The sequence below is a fragment of the Nostoc mirabile CHAB5784 genome, from assembly GCF_020829645.1.
GTDB lineage: Bacteria > Cyanobacteriota > Cyanobacteriia > Cyanobacteriales > Nostocaceae > Nostoc > Nostoc mirabile.
Map to the genome: position 1 here is coordinate 21,121 of NZ_JAIVFS010000043.1, position 25,533 is coordinate 46,653.

Genomic DNA, 25,533 nt, shown 5'->3' on the forward strand with positions numbered 1-25,533 from the left:
AAGTATTGATATATCTTGTTTTTATGCCCAACTATTATTAAGCATGAAAAGCTACACAAGTATTACTTAACTAAGAAAAAATATCTGCACTTACGGAACGGTTTATGCTTCCATTTTGCGTACTAGGACAAGTTATGCTTCCGTTAGTTTGGACTTGCTGACAATTAATTAACGCAACAATAAGGTTTCAGACCCTAAAATCCTCGCTTATGCTTCCAGACCCTGACAATTTTTGGGTCTGGTTACACTCTAACGCGACTTGTAATTGCGCGGCTAACACCTGTACGTGCGGCTTTTGCATCATGGTCATATGGTTCCCCAGAACAACATGAACATCTACAGTGCTAGAAATCTCCTTCCAACCCAAGGTCGGCTCTTTTAGCATCTCACTTTGAACTGCATCAGTATCCTCAACGACATCAACATCTTGGGCACGGAAAAGGGCAATACGAGTTGGAAGCACTCCCGAAGGCAAATAAGTACGATGGGCTTTCAGGGACGCCATGTATACTTGCACTAGCCCCCGAACTAATGTTATTCCTGCATCAGGTGGTAACAAGTTGACCCGTATTAACCGTTCTTTGAGATAGTGCCATCGCTCCTCAGTAGTCAAGTTAGCAAGAGTTTCTTTGGATACCTCTAAGTTCAAGGAGAACATGTATTCAATGTAGCTGGCAAAATCAAAGAGATTTGCTGCCTCCTCTTCATCGGAACAATTCGGCTTATTACTAACAATTGGCGCAAGAACATCGATAATCGCAACTAGAGCTACTTCATGTCCCATTTTTCGTAGCTGTTGTGCCATCTCAAAGGCAACTACACCTCCAAAGGAATGCCCTCCCAGCAGGTAGGGACCATTTGGCTGAAGAGTCTGCATTGCTTCAATATAGTAGGCGGCTATGTCTTCCACCCGTGTGAAAGGCTCTGATTCGCCATCCAGACCTTTTGCAGTGAAACCGTAGAAGGGTTGGTCAAGGCCAAGATGACGCGCTAGCTCATACAAGTAAATCACATTTCCACCAACTCCAGGCACGCAGAAAAATGGTCTTTTGTCACCCCTAGACTGAATCGCTACTAAGGGAGACCACGAGAAGGAATCTGCTGATGCTCGAAGACAACTCGCAAGCTGTTCGATAGTCGGGCTAGCCAAAAGTGTCGCTAAAGGAAGATTTAGACCAAAGTGCTGCGGAATCTGAGCCATTAGGCGTACAGCTAAAAGCGAATGACCGCCTAATTCAAAAAAGTTATCGTGAACTCCAATAGTGGAAAGCTGCAAAACTTCTGACCAAATGCGCTGTAGTTGCTGTTCAACTGTGTCGCGGGGAGGGATAAAGCTGGTTGAGTCAGAAGGTGAGCTATCTGGTGCTGGTAAGGCGCGACGGTCTACCTTGCCGTTGGGGGTTAGTGACAGGGCATCCAACATCACAAAAGTGTTTGGCATCATGTATTCGGGTAGCTTCTTTTGCAGGAAGCGGCGAACCTCGCTGAGTAATAAACTCGAACTGCTCCAAGTCGGTTTTACAGAATCACAGACTAACTTGCTACCACGCTCTTCTGGCAGGTACTGGTTTATGGATGGTCGTCTCGCATAGATATTATAGAGTCCAGTATCTTCCAGTAAAGTATCCTGCTCAATAGTTAGGTCGTATCCATGTTTTTTGAGCAGTGCTGCAATCTCCTCCAACCTGCCGTCGATGTTATGAACCTCTACAACTATCTGCTGGATCTTTTGCCAATCCTCTTGCTGGATGCCAGAAAGCACGTCCTGCTCACTTTTCTCCACGTCGATTTTCAGCAAATCGATCCTCTCAACGCCATGCTCACCAATCACATCAGAAATTGTCCTTAAGTGGCAAGTGAATTGCTGACTCTGCAATCGTTCTGCTAGCAGTTCATCAATTGCCTGACTTGATAGTGCTGTCTCATTTGCTACAATATTTTGTTGTTTGAGCAAAAAAGATTTGATCACCTCTCGCTCTTGATCAGCATCAGCAAAGCGTCCAGAAATTACGGAAACTTGGGGATAATACGTAAAAGTGTCACTCTTTGTCTCGTTGGAAAGACCAAGATTAAATAGCTTGACATTTAAGCCATAGCCTTCAGTATTTATGCGTAGTAGGTCAAAAACAGGCGGAATTGGCTCAAATGCGTAAATAGAAACATCTTTACAGATTTGACCCACGAAGAGTGTGAACAGACCGATATTGGCACCCACATCAAAAATACAATCCCCTTTATTGATAGTGATGCCATGTTTTAAATAAGCCTGTTCCTCCCAAAGTTCTTTGTAGACGAATTCTGTCTCGTTTTTATTCAGATGGGCAATCACCATGCCATTCGGCAACTCATGGAGTAATCTTTCATTAAGCAGACCTTTGTTTTTAAAACGAAGTAGTTGTAAAATTGGAAAAGCATAGTTTTGGTCAGGGACAATATATGCTACCAGACGCTTATTGTCAGGATCGTCCTCTCGGAGGATTACCACAGTTTCCCCCACAGCCAGATGTTGTGTTAGCGCTGCCTCAATTTCGCCAAGTTCAATACGGAAGCCGCGAATCTTGACCTGATTGTCAATGCGACCTAGAAATTCGATGTTACCATCGGGTAAATAACGGGCTAAGTCACTTGTTTTGTAGAGGCGAGAAGAGGGTTCATTGCTAAAGAGATTGGGGATAAATTTCTCAGTCGTCAAATCGCAACGGTTGAGGTAGCCTCGCGCCACGCCATCACCACCGATGTATAGTTCGCCAGCAACTCCCACAGGAACAGGTTGGAGATAGTGATCTAAAATGTAAATCTGCGTGTTGGCAATCGGGCGACCAATAGGCACCGTCCTTAAATTACTCTCTGGTTGGCATTGCCAGAAGGTGACATCGATTGCCGCTTCTGTTGGACCGTAGAGATTGTGCAATTCGCAGTTCAGGCGAGCAAAAAAGCGTTCAAGGAGTTTTTTTGGCAGTGCTTCGCCACTACAGAACGTTCGCTTTAAGCAACTGCACCTTTCCAGACCCTGTTCTTCTAAGAAAACCTGGAGCATGGAAGGGACAAAATGCAGTGTGGTAATCTGCTGCTCTAGCGTCAAGTTGACTAAGTAAGCACTATCAGTATGTCCACCCGGTTTTGCTACAACTAAACGCGCTCCAGTCAATAATGGCCAAAAGAATTCCCAAACTGACACATCGAAGCTGAAAGGAGTCTTCTGTAAAACGCAATCTGCCGCCGTTAATTGATAGGTTTGTTGCATCCAAAGCAGGCGATTGCAAACCCCTTGGTGGGTGTTCATCGCTCCTTTAGGCTTTCCGGTAGACCCGGAAGTGTAGATGACGTAAGCAAGGTTATCGGGTGTCACTCCGCTAATTGGGTTTGATTCGCTCAATAGAGCGATCGCTCGCTCCGAGGTGTCTAAGCAGACGACACGTGCGTTATTTTTGGGAAGAGACTCTACTAACTGAGCTTGAGTTAGCAGCACTTGCACACCGGAGTCTTCTAGCATATAGTGCAAGCGCTCAGTTGGATAAGTTGGGTCTAAGGGCACATAAGCACCACCAGCCTTGAGGATGCCAAGCAATCCCACTACCATCTCCAGCGATCGCTCTACACAAATTCCCACTAAAACTTCTGGTCCCACACCTAAAGTTTTCAAGTGATGTGCTATTCTGTTCGCCCGTTGGTTCAGCTCTCGGTAGGTCAACTGTTTATCTTCAAAGACCACAGCAATGGTATCAGGCGATCGCTCCACTTGTTCCTCAAACAACTGGTGGATACACTTATCTATGGGATACTCTCTTGTGGTGTTGTTCCACTCCCACAGTAGCTGGTGCCGCTCTTGCTCTGTGAGGAGAGGCAAAGAGGAAACCTTCTGTTGAGGATTAGCTACAATTCCCTCAAGTAAGATCTGGAAATGTCCGGCCATACGAGCGATCGTACTGGCATCAAACAGGTCAGTATTGTATTCCCATGTCCCGATTAGTCCAGAGGGAGTGTTCTCTAAATATAAAGTTAAATCAAACTTTGCCGTAGCGGTTTCTATTGGTAAAGGACTCACCGTTAAGCCTGCCATCTGTATCTGGGGCATCGGCACATTAAGTACCAACATCACCTGCACCAGTGGTGTGTAGCTTAAGTCACGTTCTAGCTTTAATTCCTCTACTAGCTTCTCAAAGGGTAAGTCTTGATGGGCATGGGCTAAAAGCGTTACGTCCCGGACTCTTGAGAGTACATCCTCAAAACTCGGGTTGCCCGACAAACCAGTGCGTAGCACTAAAATATTGACAAAAAATCCAATCAATGAACCAATTTCGGAGCGTGAGCGGTTAGCGTGCGGCGTGCCTACACAGATATCAGTCTGCCCTGTATAATGGTAAAGCAATGTTTGAAACGCTGCCAATAACGTCATAAACAAGGTGACTTTTTGCCGCTGACTTAAACTCACTAGCGCCAGAGTAAGCTCCGTAGAGAGTGCCATTCGTTGATGCGCCCCCCTATATGTTTGAATTGAAGGTCGCACTCGGTCAGTTGGCAGTTCTAATAAAGCTGGCGCACCCTCAAGTTGTTGCTTCCAATAAGCTAGTTGAGACGAAAGTACCTCTAGTGTTAACCACTGCCGCTGCCAAACCGCAAAGTCTTTGTACTGAATCGATAGCTCTGGTAGCTCTGGGGATAAATCATTGCACAAGGCTGAGTAAATAGTTGCCAACTCTCGTACAATTATGTCCCATGACCAACCATCGGATACAATGTGGTGTATTGTTAGCAGCAATACGTGTTCTATCTCTGTGAGTTTAAGCAAAGTAACTCGAATTAAAGGAACACTTGCGAGGTCAAAGGGTCGCTGAGCTTCTGCCGTTGCGAATCGTTGGACAGAGATTTCTCTTTCACTTGATGGTAGATATTGCAAATCTACTAATGGCATGATCAAGGTCAAGCTTTCAGCAATTACCTGAATGGGCTGTCCGTCAACTGTTGCGAAGTAGGTACGTAAAATTTCGTGGCGTTGGATAATCTTATTGAGGCTTTTTTCTAAAGCGACAACGTTCAGAGAACCATGAAGTCGCCGAGCTACTGCTTCGTTATAGAAGGGGTTAGTTGGCTCTAACTGGCTCAAGAACCATAGTCCTTCCTGGGCAAAAGAGAGAGGCAAGTTCCTCTGGAGCGAAACAGGCACCTGGGGTATAAAAGTATCAATTGCATTGCTCTTTTTTTGCAGCAACTTTACAAGCTCTGCCTTATCAATGAATTCAGCCAGTGCAGCAATGGTAAGGGCATTCAAGAAGCTATTGAGAGAAATTTTCTCCTGTAAAGTTTCGCTTAACTTGAAAGTCAGCTGAATCCCTAAGAGGGAGTCTCCACCTAACTCAAAGAAGTTATCATAAATTCCTATCAACTCAATCCCCAGAAAATCTTGCCAAATTTGAGCAATTGTTTGCTCCAATTCGTTTCTAGGAGCCACATAAGCATTTGTCAATGCTGGTCGTGGACTTCTTGATTGGGAGTCCACAGCAGACTCCTCTAAATCCTGACGTTGCTTAAGTTTGGTTTCCCCCTTGGCTTGCTTTATTGCAATCTCTAAATCCCGTGTTGAAACGAGAACCTGAGGTATTGAATTACACAAAATCCTGTGGAAAACCTCTACGCCCTCTGCGGGCAATAACCCATGCTCAAGGAGTTGTTCAAATAAGGGTGTTGGCGTGGTTGTCCCAGAAGACTTCTCCGAAAAAGAAACTGTTTTTTCTGTTAACCGAGTGGGGGAAAACTTTGTGCCAGAAGCCCAGAGCTTCGCTGCTTCTACTGCCATGCCCACTTCCTGCCAAGCATCCCAGTTTATAGAGACGGTGAATGTACCATCTCGGTTGGTCTTATAATGAGCAAAAGAGTCTAAAAAAGCGTTGGCTGCACAATAGTCTACTTGTCCAAATGCTCCCAGGACAGAGGTCAGTGATGAACACAGGACAAACCAATCCAACTCCATGTTCTTCAAGATACTATCGAGAACCAATGTGCCCTTGACTTTTGCGGCAAGAGTGCCTGACGCCATTTCGAGTGTTTTTAGCTGAATGACTCCACCAGCCGGAACACCAGCCGTGTGGATAACGCCATTGATTTTGCCGAAGCTATCTGTTGCTTTGGCAATCTCCTGTTGCATTTGTAACTGATCGGCTAAATCAGCGCAAACAATGAACACCTCGCTTCCTTTGGCTTCGAGTTCCTGTATTTTCCGAATTTTACGGTTGATTTCATCTTGCTCATCATGAGTAGCTAGCCATTGTTCCCAGTCGGAACGGTTAGGAAAAGCCGAACGCCCTGTTAGAATGAGTTTGGCTCTTACGGTATTAGCTAGATGTTCTGCCAGTACTAATCCAATACCTCCGAGTCCCCCTGTAATCAGATAGACCCCTCCTTCCCGCAAGCGCGATATTTCGTTGCCAGACTGTTTTAATCGTACTGGATCGTAGGTTTGCACAAAACGATGATTTCCCCGGTAGGCGATAACCGAATCCTCTGATTTTGCTTTTAGTTCATGCAGTAACTGGTCGAGCAGTACTTCTTGTTTCCAGGTTAATTGGGGAATAACAATATCAACGCTACGACAGGTTATATTAGAGTACTCTTGCGGAATTACCTTAACAGGTCCAATTAAGGTTACTTTTTCCGGGCATAGCCATTCTTCTCCCGCCACTTCCTGCATATTATTGGAAACGATGGTGAGTTGACATTCGTCAGTAAAGTTCTGTTTTCCTAGGGCTTGTGCAAGATACAGCAAACTGTAGAATCCACAGTCTTGAGCTTTGTCAACCGATTCCAAATTGAATTCGGCGCAATTGTTCTGAGTGACACTCCACAAATGAATGATGTTGTTTGGGAGCAAATTCAAGGCATGAAGTCCCGAAAGCAAGGTGTCGTAGTCATTGCTTTGTTCAGGATTTAGGATATAAAGGTAATCGCTTTGCTTAATAAACGATTCCCCAACTTTGACAACAACTACCGGATGACCTTCTTGTGCCAGTCGTTGCACAAGTTTTTCCCCTAACCCACACTCATCAGTAAACACCAGTACGTTGCCGAGAATTGATGTCTCGTCTAGTTGATGGGCTAGTAGCGGGGAGCGCTTCCACGATGGAATGTAAAACCAGTCAGCTATGTCTGGCTTTTTGCCTGGTGCAGACGCAACATCTAATTTCTCTTGCTCTACGCCGATAGAATCTACCTGTTTTTGGGGTGAAATCCAGTAACGCTGGCGCTCAAAGGGATATGTCGGCAAGGGGACGCGATAACGCTGCTCTTGGGCATAGAATCCCGACCAATCTATGTTGACGCCAGCCAACCACAGTTGTCCCAAGGTATTCAGCAAGAACGCTACATCTGAGCCGATTTGTTGCGGATGGCGCATTGAATTGAGCACCACCTGTGAGGCTACTTTACTGGGGTGTCGTTTGACCAGTGTACTCAACGTCTGTCCCGGACCAACTTCCAGGAGAATTTGGTCGGGTTCTTTCAACAACTCTTCCAGCGAGAGTGCAAATTGCACTGTATGGCGCAAGTGCTTTGCCCAGTAGTCGGGATCTGTTGCTTGAGCTTCCGTAATCCAATTTCCTGTGACATTGGACAGGTAAGGAATTTGTGGAGGATTTAAGTTGACTTGTTTGACTCGTTCTGCAAACGGCTTCAAGATAGGTTCCATCATCTGGGAATGGAAGGCACCAGATGTATGTAAACGGCGGCACTCTAAACCTTGTTGAGTTAATTGATTTTCTAAAACCTCAACTGCTTCTTTTAAGCCGGAAACCACGCAAAGGGATGGTCCGTTAATTGCAGCTATTGAGAGTTCTTTGCCTAAGAGGGGTTGTACCTCTTGTTCTGGAAGTGGAATGGCGAGCATGGCTCCACCAGATACTTGCTGCATCATTCGCCCTCGTGCTGCCACTAAGGATAGCCCATCCTCAAGGGAGAAGACGCCAGCTAAACAGGCGGCGACGTATTCGCCGATACTGTGACCAATGAAGCTTTGGGGACGAACTCCCCAGGATTCAATGAGTTTTGCCAGCGCGTACTCAATGGTAAACAGAGCCGGTTGAGCAATCGCTGTCTGTTGCAATTGTTGGGCAGCCTCGTCCGTGAAGTCAGAATCGGGGTAAAGAATATCGCGCAAATCCAGTCCTAATTCTGGTCGCAGTAGTTCTGCACAATAATCGACTTGTTCCCGAAAGACGGCTTCATTCTGGTAAATGTCTCGCGCCATGTTGACATATTGAGCACCTTGACCGGAAAACATGAATATGACCGGGCACTCTGAGGATGGGGCATAATCTGTGACAACCTGTTCGCCTGCTTGGGAACTCAGAGCCGTAACGGCTTCTCCCAATTGATCACACACCAAAATACGCCGATGAGCAAAAGCTCGACGACCAACACTGAGAGTGTATGCTACATCTGCCAAATCGAGGTTGGGATGTTGCGTGAGGTGTTCGATAAGATTGCTGGTTGCTGTTTCCAGAGCCGAACTTGTTTTAGCAGATAGCACTAATAACTGATATGGTCTTGTGCTGTGTGTTTCGTCAAATGTTCTCTTCTCTAAAACTGGAGCTTCTTCCAGCACAACATGAGCATTTGTACCTCCAATGCCAAAAGAACTAACTCCAGCCCGACGAGGAGTGCCATCAGTTTTCCATTCGGACAGCTTAGTGTTGACGTAAAAGGGACTGTTAGCGAAATCAATTTTTGGGTTGGGGGTTTCAAAGTGTAAACTTGGAGGAATTTGTTTGTGCTTAAGAGCCAAAACTGTCTTAATTAGACCCGCCATACCGGATGCCGTATCGAGGTGCCCTATATTTGTCTTCACCGAGCCAATAGCGCAGAAGTGTTTTTTCTGGGTACTGTTGTGGAAAGCTTTGGTGAGGGCAGCAATTTCAATCGGGTCGCCAAGTTCTGTTCCTGTACCGTGGGCTTCTATATAGGTGATTGTCTCAGGATCTATACCCGCGATCGCCTGTGCTTCTCCAATAACTGCTGCTTGGCCTTCAACACTGGGCGCTGTAAACCCTATCTTGTTCGTGCCATCGTTATTAATGGCGGAACCTTTAATGATGGTGTGGATATAGTCTCCGTCTGCGATCGCATCTGTGGCACGCTTGAGCATGACAATACCCACACCGTCGCCACCAATAGTTCCTTGTGCTTTGGCATCAAAGGCGCGACAGTGACCATCAGGGGATAAAATCATACCCTCTTGATATAAATAACCCTCCTTTTGGGGAATGGTGATAGTAACAGCGCCAGCTAGAGCCATGTCGCACTCGCCATTTAGCAAACTCTGACAAGCCATATGTACGGCGACTAAGGAAGTTGAACAAGCCGTTTGAATATTTACTGCTGGCCCGGTAAGATTTAGCTTGTAGGCTACCCTTGTCGGCAGAAAATCTTTTTCCGTCGCCAGCATTAATTGATATGTGCTGACTGTCCTGGAGACAGCCGGATTTAGATAAAGATTTTTGAGCTGATAATCACTTGCACTCACCCCTGCATAAACGCCGATTGAACGGGTGTAGGTTTGGGGGTTATAACCAGCTTGTTCCAAGGTTTCCCAAGCACATTCCAAAAAAAGGCGCTGTTGCGGGTCAAGTATCTCAGCTTCTTTGGGATTAAAGCCGAAGAAATTGGCATCGAACAATTCGATGTCATCCACACAGGCGCTAGCCTTGACATAGTTGGGGTTTTGCAGCCGTTCTGGATGAACTCCATTCATGAGAAGTTCTTCATCGGAGAACCAAGAAATCGACTCGACGCCTGAACACAAATTTTCCCAAAAGCAATCTATATTTTCCGCTCCAGGGAAACGCCCAGACATGGCAATAATGGCTATATCTGATTCTCTGATATCATTTTTGAAAAAATTCATCATCTCCATTGCTCCTGATTCACGGTTTTTTCGGCGACCGATACTGTTGCCTGATATTCCTTCGTTGGTTCATCGAACCTTGACTGTTGCTGCGGAGTTCTGCTCGTTCTGCCTCTGATTTGGGCGCGTCTGGTGTTTGGGATCTCTGTTCGCTTAAGAGTTGTCCCAACGCTCTGACAGTTGGGTGTTGAAACATCTCTACCATTGAGAGTTCTTTGGTAAAAATTATTTGCAGTTTCTGCAAAACTTGGATTAATCGTAAGGAATTTCCTCCCAGATCAAAGAAATTATCATCCCGCCCAACTTTTTCTAAGAGAAGGATTTTCTGCCAAACATCAGCAATGAGTTTCTCTACCTTGGTTTGCGGCATCTCCAAAGAAAGAGATCGCATGACTGGTTCGGGGGGTGGAAGGGCGCGACGATCTACTTTCCCGTTCGGTGTGAGTGGCAGAGCGCTCAGTCTCATCAGCGTTACTGGAACCATGTATTCCGGTAGTTGTTGCCTCAGATCTGTCTTAATTTTGTGGGTCAAATCTTCAATTGAATTCAATCTCTCTGTAGATACGATATAGGCAACCAATCGTTGGTTACTAGGTTGGTCTTCATGTACCACAACCACAGCTTGGTCCACCTCAGGATGCTGGGTTAGTACAGCTTCAATTTCCCCCAGTTCGATGCGGAAGCCGCGAATCTTGACCTGGTTGTCAAGACGACCCTTGAACTCGATGTTGCCGTCAGGTAGGTAACGGGCTTTATCGCCAGTTTTGTAGAGGCGTGACCCAGGTTCATTGCTAAAGGGGTTGGGAATGAATTTCGACTCGGTTAAATCCGGACGATTTAGGTAGCCACGGGCGAGGCCAGCACCGCCGATGTACAGTTCGCCCAATACGCCAATAGGGACGGGTTGGAGATATCGATCTAGGATATAAAGCTGGGTATTTGCGATCGGGCGACCAATTGGAATTCCACCAGATAACGAAGTTTGAGCGTTAACCTCATAAACACAGCATCCCACAACGGTCTCAGTTGGTCCGTACTCGTTTATTAGTTTGGTTGAAGGTGCTGATTCTCGCCAAAATGAAACGCTCTTTCCTGATAAGGCTTCGCCGCCAATAATAAATGCTCTTGTTTGATTGTTGGCTGACCAATTAGGTATTAAGAAGCTGAGTAAATCTAAATGAGCTGGGGTAATTTTGACAAGGCTGAACTGACTTTGAGAGCACAAAATGGCACCCAGGGCTTCTATTTCTTGCTTTTCGGGGAGGAGTACTACTTTTTTTCCTACTAATAAGGGAGAGAATAAGCTGGTAATAGTCGCATCAAAGCCAATCGAAGAGTGGACGGGAGCACCAGACCCATCTGCTACTGCATACGCTTTTGTACACCAGCTCAGATAATTGACAAGTCCTTGGTGGATGATCAGTGTCCCCTTCGGCTGACCAGTAGACCCGGAGGTGTAGATGACATAAGCCAAGTTCTGGGGCCCAACGGAGCTGACGGGATTTTCCTCACTTGAGTGAGAAATTATTTCCCAGTCTGTATCTAAACAGACCACACGCGCTTTATTCTCAGGTAGCCTTACCATCAACTTTGATGAAGTCAACAGTACTGGCACAGAGGAATCTGACAGCATGAAGGACAAGCGCTTGTGGGGGAGTTGCGGGTCTAAGGGTACATAGGCTCCACCAGCTTTGAGGATGCCAAGCAATCCTACCATCATCTTTAGGGAGCGCTCTACACAAATCCCCACTAAAACTTCTGATCCCACGCCCAGAGTTTTCAAGTGATGTGCCAGACAGTTCGCCCGTTGGTTAAGCTCTCGGTAGGTCAACTGTTTATCTTCAAAAACCACCGCAATGGCATCAGGATTTCGCTCTACCTGTTCCTCAAACAACTGGTGGATACACTTATCTTGAGGGTACTCTGTTTGAGTGTTGTTCCATTCCACTAGCAACTGGTGTCGCTCTCGAAGAGTTAGCAGGGACAATTCTGGAACCCGCTGTTGAGGATTAGCTACAATTCCCTTCAGTAAGGTTTGGAAATGTCCGGCCATACGAGCGATGGTGGTTTCATCAAAAAGGTCAGCATTGTATTCCCATACTCCTACCAATCCATCAGCCGTATTCTCCATTGATAGGGTCAAATCAAACTTGGCTGTGCCGATTTCCACTGCATACGAGCTTACCGTTAGCTCAGGCAGTTCAAAAGAAGGAACACTCTTCTCGTCGAGGGCAAACATCACCTGAAATAGCGGCGTATAGCTCAAGGAACGCGTTGGTTGCAATGCCTCTACCAACTGCTCGAAAGGCAGGTCTTGATGTGTGTAAGCCCCGAGCGCCACTTCCCTGACTCTTGAGAGTACATCCTCAAAACTGGGATCGCCGCCGAGGTGCGTTCGCAGCACTAAAGTATTGACAAAAAAGCCAATTAACCGTTCAATTTCCTGTCGGTTGCGACCGGCTACAGGCGTACCTACTACTATATCATCAGAACTTGTAATTCGGTACAGCAACGTCACAAACGCTGCCAATAGCGTCATAAACAGAGTGACTCCCGTTCGCTTACTCAAAGCAGAAAGTTTCCCGCTCAATTCAAGGGAAAGGGCTGCATAGTGATATCTTCCTCGGTAGGTTTGAACAGCCGGTCGCGGTCGGTCTGTCGGCAATTCTAATAAAGCCGGAGCGTTCTTAAGTTGTTGCTTCCAGTAGTCAAGCTGAGCTTCCAATTTTTCTCCTTGTAACCACTGGCGCTGCCAAAGGGCAAAGTCGGCATATTGTACTGGCAAGGAGGGTAAAACAGGAGTAATGCCTGTGCCGAAGGCTTTGTAAAGTTCTGTTAATTCATGAGTGAATACGCCCAGCGACCAACCATCTGAAATAATGTGGTGCATGGTGAATAACAAGACGTATTCTGTTTCACCTAGCTTTTGCACCATACTTCTCAGCAAAGGCTCTCGCTCCAGGTTAAAAGGTCGATTGGCTTCTTCAAAAGCCAATCGTTGCGCCTCGATTTGGAGCTCGCTTTCTCGAATGTGCAACAAGTTCACCACTTGTAGTTGACAATTGAGAGTTGCGGCAATAACAGCAACGGGTTGACCTTCTTGTGTGGTGAAGTTTGTACGTAAGGCTTCATGCCGTTGGATAATTTCGTTGATGCTGCTCTGTAGCGCCGCTATATTGAGCTGACCGCTCAAACGCAAAGCAAGCGGGATGTTGTAAAATGCACTGTTTGGCTGTAACTGGTCGAGGAACCACAACCTAGCTTGAGCAAAGGATAATGGGATGGACTCTGACCTTGGAATTGGTAGAAGCGGCAGAGCTTCCTGTGATTGTCCGTTCTTGAGCGAATTCTCAACCCGCGAAGCGAATTCGGCAATCGTGGGAGCTTCAAACAAACTGCGTAGCGGTAATTCGACGGCAAAGGTGTCCCGCACCCTTGAAATCACTTGAGTAGCTAATAAGGAATGTCCGCCCAGTTCAAAGAAATTGTGGTGAACGCCCACAAGTTCAATTCTTAGGACATCTGTCCAAATGCTGGCTAGCATTTCCTCAATTGGAGTGCGAGGGGCTACTGATGACCGTTGCAGTTCGGGTTGAAAGTCTGGTGCTGGTAGGGCGCGGCGATCTACCTTGCCGTTGGGGGTAAGTGGCAGGGCGGACAAGATAACGAACGCTCCCGGTATCATGTAATCAGGCAGTTTCTCTTTAAGAAAACCTCGCAAGTCGCTGCTAGCGAGAGCTTCTGAGTGGTTAGGGACAATGTAAGCTGCCAGATATTTTTGACCAGGAACATCTTCTCGCGCTATAACCGCAGTTTCTCGCACGCCTGGGTACTGCGCGATCGCTGTCTCAATTTCCCCCAGTTCGATGCGGAAGCCGCGAATCTTGACCTGGTTGTCAAGGCGACCCTTGAACTCGATGTTACCGTCAGTTAGATAGCGTGCCTTATCACCAGTTTTGTAGAGGCGAGAATTTGGTTGATTGCTAAAGGGATTGGAAATAAATTTTTCCTGAGTCAAATCGGGACGGTTGAGGTACCCCCGTGCCAGACCATCACCACCAATGTACAGCTCTCCTGGTACGCCGATGGGAACTGGCTGCAACTTTTTGTCGAGCAGATAAACTTGTGTATTGGCTATGGGACGACCGATAGTTACAAGGGTGTCCCCTTTCTTAATCAAGGCAAATGTGGAATAGGTCGTATCTTCAGACGGGCCGTAAAGGTTGAAGACCTGTTGGACATTGGGAAGCTGATAGATTTGCTGTACAAGTTGATTCTGGAGTGGTTCACCTGCAAGGTTGACTATCCGCACAGAAGCAGGTATCCCCTGTGAGCGCACTAACTCCGCCATCGCGGTGGGAACTGTATTGATTAATGTGACTTGTGCAGCAGCAGGCAAGGTGGGCAAATCGAGCGCGTTTTGAGCTAGAATGACCAAGCCACCCCAACTCAGGGGAACAAACAGCTCGAATACCGACAGATCGAAGCAGATAGAGGTTGAGGCTAGAACTCCAGCGAGGTCTTCGGTCGCAAAGACTTCTTTCGCCCAAGTCAATAGAGCAACTGTGCTGTGATGCTCGATCGCCACCCCCTTGGGTCTACCAGTAGAACCAGAGGTGTAAATCACATAGGCCAAGTTATCGCGTGTTACCCCATGAATGGGATTTGAATCGCTATGCAGAGCGATTTGCTCCCAGTTTGTGTCTAAGCAGACGACACGCGCCTGATGTTTGGGAAGAGACTTTACTAACTGAGATAAGGTTAGTAGCACTTGCACACCGGAGTCTTCTAGTATATGGTGCAAGCGCTCAGTTGGATAAGTTGGGTCCAAGGGCACATACGCTCCACCTGCTTTGAGAATTCCCAGTAATCCTACTACCATCTCCAGCGATCGCTCTACACAAATTCCCACTAAAACTTCTGGTCCCACACCTAAAGTTTTCAAGTGATGTGCCAGACAGTTTGCTCGTTGGTTCATCTCTCGGTAGGTCAACTGTTTATCTTCAAAAACCACAGCAATGGTATCAGGCGATCGCTCTACCTGTTCCTCAAACAACTGGTGGATACACTTATCGAAAGGATACTCTTTGGTGGTGTTGTTCCACTCTACTAATAGCTGGTGCCGCTCTCGCTCCTCAAGCAGGGGCAATTGTGAAACCCGCTGTTGAGGATTAGCTACAATTCCCTCCAGTAACGTCTGGAAATGTCGGGCCATGCGAGCGATTGTACTGGCATCAAACAGGTCAGTATTGTATTCCCAGTCCCCAATTAATCCAGAGGCAGTGTTCTCGAAAGATAAAGTCAGATCAAACTTTGCCGTAGCGGTTTCTATTGGTAAAGGACTCACCGTTAAGCCTGCCATCTGTATCTGGGGCATCGGCACATTAAGTACCAACATTACCTGCGCCAGTGGTGTGTAGCTTAAGTCACGCTCTAACTTTAATTCCTCTACTAGCTTCTCAAACGGTAAGTCTTGATGGGCATGGGCTAAAAGCGTTACGTCCCGGACTCTTGAAAGTACATCCTCAAAACTCGGATTCCCGGACAAACTTGTGCGTAGCACTAAGGTATTGACAAAAAAACCAATCAATGACTCAATTTCCGGGCGATCGCGGTTAGCGTGCGGCGTACCTACGCAGATATCGGTCTGTCCTGTATAACGGTAAAGTAATGTTTGAAATGCCGCCAACAGCGTTATAAATAGGGTGACTCCTGACCGTTGACTTAAACTCACGACGGCCAAAGTTAGCTCTTTTGAGAGTACAAATTTATGATGCGCCCCCCTATAGGTTTGAGTAGCAGGTCTTACTCGGTCAGTTGGCAGTTCCAATAAAGCTGGCGCACCCTCAAGTTGTTGCTTCCAATAAGCTAGTTGGGACTCAAGGACTTCTCGAAGCAACCACTGCCGCTGCCAAACCGCAAAGTCTTTGTACTGAATCGATAGCTCTGGCAGCTCTGGGGATAAATCATTGCAGAAAGCTGAGTAAAGGGTTGCTAACTCTCGTAAAAGTATGCCCCATGACCAACCATCCCAGACAATGTGGTGTATTGTTAGCAGTAAGACGTGTTCTACTTCCGTTAGCTTAAGTACACATGTTCTGATTAAAGGAGAGCTAGCAAGGTCAAAGGGTTGCTGGGCTTCTGCGATTGCTAATCGTTGGGCAGAGATTTCTCTTTCACTCTCAGGTATATCTCGCAGGTCTACTACTGGTATACTCAAGGTTAAGCTTTCAGCAATTACTTGAACGGGTTGTCCGTCAACCTTTACGAAGTTGGTACGTAAAGCTGAGTGGCGAGCAATAATTTTGTTGAGACTTTTCTCTAGCGCCACGAGGTTCAGAAAACCATGAAGTCGCAGAGCTTGTGGTTCGTTGTAGAAGGGGTTGTTTGGCTCTAACTGGCTCAAGAACCACATTCTTGCTTGAGCAAAAGACAGAGGTAAGTCGCGATCTCGCTCGACTTTTACAAGGGGTAGGTCAGCATCACGCCGATTTGCATTGCTTTGGTGCAGCAACTTTACAACTTCTGCCTTATGCAATGCCAGATCGTCACGTAGTTCTGGTGTTAGTACCCCTTTTGGAGCACGATAGCGCAACTGGCCATCCTCAACCCACAACTTTACACCCCGCTGGGCAAGTTCAGCTAAAAATTGATTAAGGTTCACAGAGAGCCTTCCTCCATATCGTCATCGAGTTCAGTAGATGGGGATGCTGATGTGATTATCTCCGCCAAGGCTAATTGCGAGAGCATTAGCTCTGCTAGTTGGGAAATGCTTGCACCCTCCATGATTTTGATTACAGGCAAGTTCACCCCCATCTCGTTATTGATCCGATTCCTCAGCTCGATTGCCGTTAAAGAGTCAAGTCCCAAATTGGTTAGCGACTCAAGCATATCCAGCTTGGCGGCAGAAAATCCCAGTAGCTTTGCTACTTGTTCTCTAAGGCGAGACTCCAATAACTGTTGACGTTCTACTGGCGGATAAGATACGAGGGTGTTGTGGAGGAAATCTCCTTCTCTCTCTTGCGTAAGGACTCTTGACTGGCCGTGCAATCCCTGAATTTCTATGCTCAAATCAGTGAAGAATGGCGAGATCGTCAATAGTCTTTCCAAGTAACGCGACCAGTTGATAGACACAACCCCAACCTGTACAGGTGCTTCTAAAAACAACTGCTTCAGTACCTGCAATCCTTGGTGAGGGGCTATAGTTCCCATTCCTATCTGATTGAGTCGCTCAATTACCTGTTGATTTCTCGCGGCGGCTCCTATCTCTGACCAAGCTCCCCAGTTAATACTAGAGCCAGGTAGTCCGAGTGAGCGACGATAAAATGCTAAGGCATCCAGAAAAGCATTGGCCGCAGAATGGTTGGCTTGACCCGCAGAACCTAATAGGGAGGCGGCGGAAGAGAACAGCACAAAAAAGTCTAAAGGCTGGTTTTGAGTTAATGCATGTAGATTCCATGCCCCTTGCACTTTCGGAGCCATCACTCGTGCAAACCGATCCCAGCTTTGGTGTTTCAGTACGCCGTCATCCAAAACGCCAACAGCGTGAATAATTCCTCGTAGCGGCGGTGAGGATTGCACAAGGGAAGCCAGCAACTGGGATACTTGCTCGTAATCAGACACATCTGCTTGAGCGACTACCACCCTTGCGCCGGAGAGTTCTAGCTGCTCCAACTGACTGCGGATAGCAGGCTTAACGGCACTGCGCCCTACCAGCACCAAATGTCGCGCACCACACTCGACCATCCAGCGAGCCATCAGTAAACCCAGATCGCCCATTCCACCAGTAATCAAATAACTGCTATCCTCACGGAAGCTGACACTATGGAAAGCGGCGTCACCTATTCTTTTTGGTTCCTCTTTTCGTAAGCAGCTTGCAGAGGGTTGACTACGCACCAGTCGCGCCACATAGCGCGTACCGTCACGAAAAGCCACTTGATCTTCTGAAGTCGCTGAAGTTATTTCTTCAAAGATTACCTGAGTTGCGTCTGTTTTGTCAGGGTCTAAGTCCACACACACGCAGTTCAGTTCCGGGTGTTCTTGGACAATGGCTTTCCTCATACCCCACAAGGAAGATTGAGCTAATCCCGGCACGTCAGACGCTACTCCTACCGCTTGCGCCCCTTGGGTTACTAACCACAACGAAGGTGGTTCAGAATAGTTCTCAACGAGTGCCTGGACTAAGTATAAAGTACTGCCACAGCTTAACTTTGAGGCAACCTCCAAGTTCGAGCCAGCTTGGGGTGGCGGTGCATCTAAACTCCAGCAGTGTACCACTCCTTGCACGCTAGGGACAGCTTTACATAGCTGCTGAAAGTGTGCGGCATTAGCTAAATCTATGCTGAATTCTTGGGCGGTTATCTGTTGGTATTCGGTTCCTGGGAATATAATAGTACAATTATGTCCAATTGATCGCAGTTGTTCTGCTAACTGCTGACCAATATTTTGACTATCAGCCAAAATCAGCCAGTTCTTCGTTATATCACAAGCGGACTTAGTTGCGGCAGCTTGTGCCACGAGCACCGCTTGTGGCATTAAAACTATTTCCTGAGTAGCACCGAGAGCTGGCTCAACGGTTACGATTTCTTTAAACCCTATCTCCTGTAAGAGTTTCTGCCACGAGCGAGTAGGTAGCAAGGGATAGTCCGGTCGCAACTGATGGTCTGCAAACTTCCACCAACCTTCAAGCAACCCAAATGTCAGATCCACCCAACCCACCGGAGCAGTTCCTTCCATTAACACTAACATCCCGCTGGGAGCTAACAACTGCTGTAGGTGTTGCAAAGTCTGACGTAAATCGCTTGTGGCGTGCAGCACGTTTGCCGCTACTATTAAATCATACTGATGGGGTTTAAATCCTTGAGACTGTGGGTCCTTTTCGATATCCAAAACTTCATAGCGCACAAACGGGTAATTTTTAAACTTCTCCTGAGCTTGCGCCACAAACAAAGCTCCAATATCGGTAAAGACATACTCTGTCTGCTTGGCTGGTAGATGCGGCAGGATGTAATTCGTTGTACTGCCAGTGCCTGCGCCAATTTCCAAAATTCGGCACCCGCGTCCAGTAGGCAAACGCTCCAGTGCTGATAAGACGGTTTTTTGCACTAGAACGTTCATTGTCCGCAACATGGGGGAGTGCTGATAGAGTTTGGCTAAAGTTGTTGTGTCTCCTGAAGGAAATAATAATTGTAGCGGAGCGTGCGTTCCTTGGAGTACCTGCGCTAGTTTGGAGCCGCACCGTCCAAGCAAGGTTAGCTCGGCTTCTGCTTCTGGGCAGGATAAGGAATTCATCACCTTGCGTGGGTCTTGAATTTCAGGAATTGAGTTGACTTGCCACTGTGAGCCAGTTTGTTTGAGGATTCCCTCGGAGGTTAGCATTTGGAGCAAACGACCCAACAATTGCCAATGTTGACTGACTACACCTAAGTGCTGGGCTATTTGCTTCGTGGAAAAGCGCTCACCAAGCTGAAACTTCCATCCCATTTCCTGGAAAGCCGTCAGAACATAAGCGACACTCAACGCTTCGAGTTGAGTAAATACTTCCCCATAAACTGCTATACTGGGGTGACTTAATAACTCAGCAAACTGGGGCTGGAGGCGATCGCTAATTTCTGAGGCAGTTGGCATATAATCTACTGGGAGTCCATATTGCACCTGGGGTATCCACTTCACCTCATAAAGCCAATTCTCCCAAGATTCCTGTGGAATGCCTAGCATGGCTTCACGGCAGACAGCCTTAAGTTGCACACCTTCTAAAACAGCAATTAGCTCCCCAGAAGCAGCGAATAGCTCTAAATCAGCGCTTAGGAGCTGTTGTTGTTGGCGATCGCGCTCTTCCTCTACCCGCACCCGACCATAACTCCACATGGAGACGCTTGGACGACCGCAAAGGATCAGGCGTTCTAAACCTACTGGCACATAGGTATTTTGTTGGCTTTCATCAGGGGAAATTGCTTCTAAAACTTGTAAGCAGGTGTTTAACAACACTGGGTGTAGCTGGTATTCCCCTACTTCTGAGACCAATTCTGACGGCAGCTTTATCTTGCCTAGAGCTTCTCGTTCATGCCACCAGATTTGTTCAAGTCCTTGAAAGTTGGAACCATAATCCATTCCCTGCTGTTGAAACCGTTGATACAAGCTTTCGGGTGGAATTTGTTGGGTGCATCGCTGTTGTAAGGCAGCCAAATCTACCTGCTGTGCTAACGATTCTTTTTCGTTAATAAGTAATTTGCCTGATGCATGGAGTATCCAAGATGTTTTTCCATTATTTTCATCTGCTGCGGATGCGAAACTATATATTTCAAAGGAATAGATACTAGATTCCTTGGGGATCAAAATTACGTGAATGGTTTTGACTTCATCCTTTGGTAGCATCAACGCCTTAACTATCACCACATCCTGCAAACAAAGATTCTTGGACTTCGTAACAATTGCTCCAGCAGCTAAAGCCATTTCTAAGTAAGCCGTTCCTGGCAAAATCGCTGTCTCATAGACGCGATGCTCTTTCATCCAAGCTGGGAAGTTCTGGCTAATCTGTGACTGGAACCGAATCTCAGCTGTTCCTGGCAAGTCTAACTGTTGACCCAGCAGGGGATTCTGGCTCTGGCTACTTAAACTCTTAAGATGGGAAATGGCTGTAAGCTTGTTTTCAAAAGCCGTCGCCTCTACCCAATAGCGCTGTCGCTGCCAAGGATAGGTGGGTAGTTGCAGGCGATGCCGAGTATAGTCCCGGTCAAAGCCCAACCAGTTTACTGAGACTCCACGCACATATAATTGTGCCAAAGTACACAACATCTGCTGCCAATCTTCTTGTCCTGAGCGCAGAGAAGGCAACCACAGTTGGTTGTTTTCGGGCAGGCAGGCGCGACCCATTCCCAACAAGGTGGGTTTCGGTCCAAGTTCTACGAACACCTCTACCCCCTGCTGCTGTAGGGTTTCCATACTGGCGGCAAATCGAACTGGCTCTCTCAGGTGACGACACCAATACTGGGGAGTAGCAATTTCAGAAGTTGCCAACTCCCCTGTGAGATTGGAAATCAGTTTTCCTTGGGGTGTAGCAAATTTTACTTGTCGAGCCACTTGCTCAAATTCTGCCACCATCGGCTCAATCAGTGGAGAATGGAAAGCATGGGAGACGTTTAATTTCTTGGTCTTGATTCCAGCCGCTTCCAAGGAGGCACAGAGGGTGTTAATTGCCTCGCACCTACCGGAAATTACTAGGCTTTGGGGTCCGTTAATGGCAGCAATTGATACCTCAGTAGCATAGGGTTGAATGGCTGCTAGTGCCTGCGCTTCATCAGTTAACAGCGCTACCATCTCCCCATCAGGGGGCAGGGCTTGCATTAAACGTCCCCGTGCGGCAATCAGCTTCAAGCCATCTTCCAAGCTGAAAACTCCTGCTACAGTTGCAGCTACATATTCCCCGACACTATGACCGATTACTACATCGGGTTCTATGCCCCAAGATTTCCACAACTGAAACAGAGCATATTCCAGGGCAAATAGAGCAGGTTGGGTATAGACGGTCTCGTCGATGGGGGATTTGGTCTGTGAAAGATTCTCTTCTTTTTGAGAGGGATAAAGTACCTCCAGCAGGGGTTTGTCCAGATAGGGACGCAAAATTTGAGCGCAATTGTCTAGAGCAGCGCGAAAGGTGGGTTGGGTTTCGTAGAGTTGTCTTCCCATGCCCACTTGTTGCGACCCCTGACCCGTGAACAAGAAAGCGATGCGCTCTTTTTGAGCCGTTGGTGCGATTGCGCCAAGCGCAGCGACTGACGAGATTACGTTTCCTGATACTGTTGGCAGGGGAGTTTTCGTTTGACTATTCGATATAGGAGTAGTCTGTTGCCCAAAAGTCCTTAGTTGCTCGCCAAGCTGCTCAAGAGATTCAGCCGTGACTGCCAAACGATGGTTAAAGTGCTTGCGTCCTGCGTTAGCTGTGAAACAAATATCTGCTAGCTTTGCATCTGGATGGGACTTCAAATAAACTTCATAATGCTGTACCAACTCCTCCAGAGCCTTCTGGGACTTTGCCGATAATGTCAAAATATGCAACGTTCGGTCATTTTTGACCCCTTCGGGGTTCGCCACTCGCTCATGGGGGAAACCCCCAAGACCGCGCTGGCTCACTTTTGACTTTTGACTTTTGACTTGTTCTGGGGCTTCTTCCAAAACTACATGACAATTGGTTCCCCCTATCCCAAAAGCACTCACTCCAGCACGTCTTGGAGTTCCATTCGGTTTCCATTTAGAAAGCGTCGTATTAACGTAAAAGGGGCTATTGGCAAAATCAATATTGGGATTGGGTTGACTAAAGTGCAGACTAGGTGGTATAATTTTATCTCTTAGTGCCAGTACGGTCTTAATCAAACCTGCTATACCTGCCGCTTCAGCGATATGTCCGATATTGGTTTTGACCGAGCCAATGGCACAAAAACCATTTTTCTCAGTACTCTGGCGAAAGGCTTGGGTTAGTGCTGTAATTTCAATGGGGTCTCCCAGACTGGTAGCAGTTCCGTGGGTTTCTACATAGGTGACTGTGCTTGGGTCAATTTGTGCGATCGCCATTGCCTCTGAAATTACGGCAGCTTGACCTTCTACACTCGGAGCTGTATAACCCACCTTCGCTGCACCATCGTTGTTAATCGCTGACCCTTTGATGACAGCATGGATGCAATCTCCATCGGCGATCGCAGCCTCTAGCAACTTCAAGACAACAATACCACCTCCGTTGCCGAACACAGTTCCCGTAGCTTTTGCATCAAAGGCACGACAGTGTCCGTCGTTCGACCAAATCATGTCCTCTTGGTACAGATACCCCACCTTTTGGGGAACGCCGACGGCAATGCCTCCTGCTAAAGCCATATCGCATTCACCGTTAAGCAAACTCTGGATCGCCATGTGAACCGCTACCAGTGCAGTTGAACAAGCCGTTTGAATATTAACACTTGGTCCAGTTAAATTCAGTTTGTAAGAAACCCGTGTGGACAGATAATCATTTCCATTGCTCAGCCTCACCTGTAAATCGCTGGCTGATACTAAGAAGGTGCGATTAGAAGAGAAGCCCTGGTTGGGATGAACGTTATTAATCAGGTAAGTATTCATACCTGAACCTGCGTAAACTCCTATCAACCCCTGATAAGTTTCTGGATTGTAGCCAGCACTCTCAAGGGCTTCCCAGGCACATTCCAAGAAAATCCGCTGTTGCGGGTCCATAATTTCGGCATCTTTGGTGCTGTAGCCGAAGAAAGAAGCGTCAAATTCTTCGATATTTGGCAAAACCGCACCAGCTTTCACGTAATTTAGATTAGAGAGCAAGGTTTGGTCGCTTTGCGACAATTCATCGTTAGAAAAAAATGAAATAGATTCCACCCCATCTCGCAGGTTGTGCCAAAATGCCTCGATATCCTTGGCTCCTGGAAAGCGGCCTGACATACCGATAATGGCGATATTTGATTCTCTAATATAGGAAGACTGACGACTAACTCTGGTGCTAGGTTTGTGGGTAGTGGTAGCTTCTGATTTTCTTACCGTCTGACTTAAGCGTTGAGCCAAACTATATATAGTAGGATATTGAAACAACTCTACAATTGACAGTTTTACTCCAAAGATTTCTGCTAATTTATTAGCACTCTGATTCAGGAGTAGAGAATTACCACCTAAGTCAAAAAAGTTGTCATGAATTCCTACATCCTCTAATTGCAGCAATTCTTGCCAAACCTTAGCAATCAGTTGCTCGGCATCGGATTGGGGCATAACCAGAACAGTTTCCAACTCAGGTCTAGACTTTTCTGGCGCTGGCAGGGCGCGGCGATCTACCTTCCCGCTGGGGGTTACAGGGAAACCCTCCAATACCACAAAGGCGCTGGGCACCATGTACTCGGGCAGACGTGCTTTCAGATAACTCCGCAGCGGCGGCACTAGCCCAGGAATCGGGTTTTGCTGTTGCGATACCTGTTCGGCTTGCACCTGTGCCTCAACACTATGCTCCTGGGGAGAACTTTCTTGGGAAGTCGGTACGACATAAGCTACCAAGCGCTTGTCACCTGGTACATCCTCCCTTGCCAAAACTACAGCTTGTCGAACTGCTAGATATGCCGCGATCGCAACCTCAATTTCTCCCAACTCGATGCGGAAGCCACGTATCTTTACTTGGTCGTCGCTCCGACCGAGAAACTCAATGTTCCCATCGCGATTGTAGCGGGCTAGGTCGCCAGTTTTATACAAACGTGCTTCTGATGAGTCGCTAAACGGGTTGGGAATAAACCGCTCGGTAGTTAAATGGGTTCGGTTAAGGTAGCCCCGTGCCAGAGCAATGCCACCAATGTACAGTTCCCCAGGAACGCCTTCGGGAACTCGCTGCATCTGGGAATCCAGCAGATAAATCTGTGTGTTAGCAATGGGGTAACCAATCGGAGGAAGCGCAGGCCAATCCTTAGGTGAACCAGTAAGGGTGAAAGCTGTAACTACATGGCTTTCGGATGGTCCATATTGATTGTGTAAAGTACAATTTTGTAGCTTTGTAAACCAACTAACAATCTGTCCGGTTATCTGCAACTGTTCCCCAGCAGTGATAATCTCACGCAGCGTCGGGACAACTGATCCCTGAGCATCCGCTACTGATGCCAGCTGTTGAAGGGCTACAAAAGGAAGGAAGAGTCTGTTGATTTCTTGATCTGTGAGAAAACGCAACAAAAAGAAAGCATCGACGCGCACTTGCTCTGAGATTAAAACCAGCGTTCCACCTGAACACCAAGTAGAGAAAATTTCTTGAAAGGAAACATCGAAACTCACAGGAGCAAATTGCAGAGTTTTTGCTCCTTTTGGCAGTGTTGAGCTTTCCAGTTGCCAAATAATTAAATTAGATAAGGAACGGTGACTCATGGCCACTCCCTTTGGTCTGCCTGTAGAACCGGAAGTGTAGATTACGTAGGCTAGGTTATCAGGCGTTACCGCACTGATTGAATTTTCCTCACTTTGTTTGGCAATCTCCTGCCATTGCGTGTCCAGGCAGACAACCTGCGCTTGGTGGGGAGGAAGAGACTCGACTAACCGGGCTTGGGTTAGCAGCACTGATATTTGAGTGTCTTCTAGCATGAAAGCCAAGCGTTCAATAGGATACGCTGGGTCGAGCGGAACGTAAGCACCACCGACTTTAAGGATACCAAGCAATCCCACTACCATCTCTAGCGATCGCTCTACACAAATCCCCACCAAAACTTCTGGCCCCACACCCAGCGATTGTAGGTACTGTGCTAACTGATTGGCCTTTGCGTTTAGTTCTCGGTAGGTCAGCTGTTTATCTTCAAATACTACCGCAATGGCATCAGGCGATCGCTCTACCTGTTCCTCAAACAGTCGGTGGATGCATTTATTCTGGGGATATTCTCTTGTAGTGTTATTCCATTCAACTAATAACTTATGCTGTTGAGCGTCTGTTAAACTTTCTTTGCCTCTAAGTTGCTGTTCTGGATTAGATGCGGGGATTTCTGGTTTACTCAAAGGATCTATCATCTGTGCTAATGGAATTATAGCCTTTCAGGTAGCGGGACTGCTGCACAATGGTGCAGCTGTTTCCGAACCTGTAAGCTAGGGGCGAGTTTGTGGAAGCTGGTTAAAGGAGCAACGCACCTTCAGCCTTA

At 47.1% G+C, this 25,533-nt stretch carries 3 protein-coding genes; all 3 read right to left on the minus strand.

Features of this window, described 5'->3' with window-relative positions; translation table 11 throughout:
- Nucleotides 1-187: 187 nt before the first annotated feature.
- From LC653_RS24540 to LC653_RS24550, 3 genes are read right to left on the minus strand one after another with little or no spacing between them, the layout of a single operon-like run.
- Complete coding sequence (locus LC653_RS24540; RefSeq protein WP_308189135.1) at nucleotides 188-9,895, minus strand: non-ribosomal peptide synthetase/type I polyketide synthase; 9,708 nt, start codon at nucleotides 9,893-9,895, stop codon at nucleotides 188-190.
- 16 nt (nucleotides 9,896-9,911) lie between these two features.
- On the minus strand, nucleotides 9,912-16,556 hold the full coding sequence (locus tag LC653_RS46935) for a non-ribosomal peptide synthetase (RefSeq protein WP_229497333.1): 6,645 nt from the start codon (nucleotides 16,554-16,556) through the stop codon (nucleotides 9,912-9,914).
- Nucleotides 16,553-25,405, minus strand: coding sequence for a polyketide synthase (locus LC653_RS24550; RefSeq protein ID WP_229497334.1), 8,853 nt, complete (start codon nucleotides 25,403-25,405; stop codon nucleotides 16,553-16,555). The genes LC653_RS46935 and LC653_RS24550 overlap by 4 nt, the downstream gene beginning before the upstream one ends.
- Nucleotides 25,406-25,533: the final 128 nt, after the last annotated feature.

What these genes read in the sequence shown, in the direction of transcription:
- LC653_RS24540 (WP_308189135.1), bottom strand. Translation starts at nt 9,895, where the DNA reads ATGATGAATTTTTTCAAAAATGATATCAGAGAATCAGATATAGCCATT.
- LC653_RS24550 (WP_229497334.1), bottom strand. Translation starts at nt 25,405, where the DNA reads ATGATAGATCCTTTGAGTAAACCAGAAATCCCCGCATCTAATCCAGAA.